This window comes from Gordonibacter pamelaeae 7-10-1-b (genome assembly GCF_000210055.1).
Lineage (GTDB): Bacteria > Actinomycetota > Coriobacteriia > Coriobacteriales > Eggerthellaceae > Gordonibacter > Gordonibacter pamelaeae.
The window spans coordinates 3299950-3300711 of record NC_021021.1 but is presented as its reverse complement, the minus strand read 5'-3'; the positions used below and the strand labels follow the sequence as shown (position 1 = coordinate 3300711).

The 762-nt window shown below is 71.7% G+C and carries 1 protein-coding gene; it reads left to right on the top strand.

Features of this window, described 5'->3' with window-relative positions; all coding sequences use genetic code 11:
• Positions 1 to 702, top strand: a 702-nt coding sequence (locus GPA_RS15170) for an ECF transporter S component (protein WP_231847673.1), incomplete at its 5' end; no start/stop codon positions are given.
• Positions 703 to 762: the final 60 nt, after the last annotated feature.

The following is a 762-nucleotide window of genomic DNA, read 5'->3' as shown; positions in this document are numbered from 1 at the left end:
GCCGCCCGCGTGCTGCGCGCGCTGGAGGCGCCCGCGCTTGTGGCGGTGCCGCTCGTGCTGGCCGCGTGCGCCTTCCTGAACCTCGACCAGAGCGCGCTGCTCACCGTGGTCACGGCGTTTTTGGCGGTGGGGGTGTTCTTCGCCTCCTTCGAGACCTCGCGTCCCTCCTTGCGGCAGGTCATGCCCACGGTGGTGCTTGCCGCCCTCGCGGCGGCCGGCCGCATGCTGTTCGCGCCCATCCCCGACTTCAAGCCGGTGTCGGCCATCTGCATCCTGGCGGGCGCGGTGTTCGGTCGGCGCAGCGGCTTCATGGTGGGCGCGCTCGCAGCGCTCGTGTCGAACTTCTTCTTCGGGCAGGGGCCGTGGACGCCCTGGCAGATGTACGCCTGGGGACTCGTGGGCTATCTGGCCGGCGTGCTGGCCGACCGCGGCTGGCTCGACCGCACGCCGGTGCTGCTCGCGTTCGGCTTCTCGTCGGCGCTCCTGTACGGCCTGCTGCTGAACGGCTGGAACGCCATCGGCTTCATCCACCCGCTCACCGTGCCCGCCGTGCTCGTGTCGTTCGGCGCCGCCCTGCCGTTCGACCTTCTGCACGGCGTCGCCACGGTGGTGTTCCTGGCCGCCCTGTACCTGCCGTGGAAGAGGAAGCTCGAGCGCATCAAGAGGAAGTACGCGCTCATGCCGGATGGCGGCGCGCGATGAAGCCCCATCAGCCGGCCGGCTGCACGGCGCCCGGCGACGTGCGTCGCGGCGCGCCTGGGG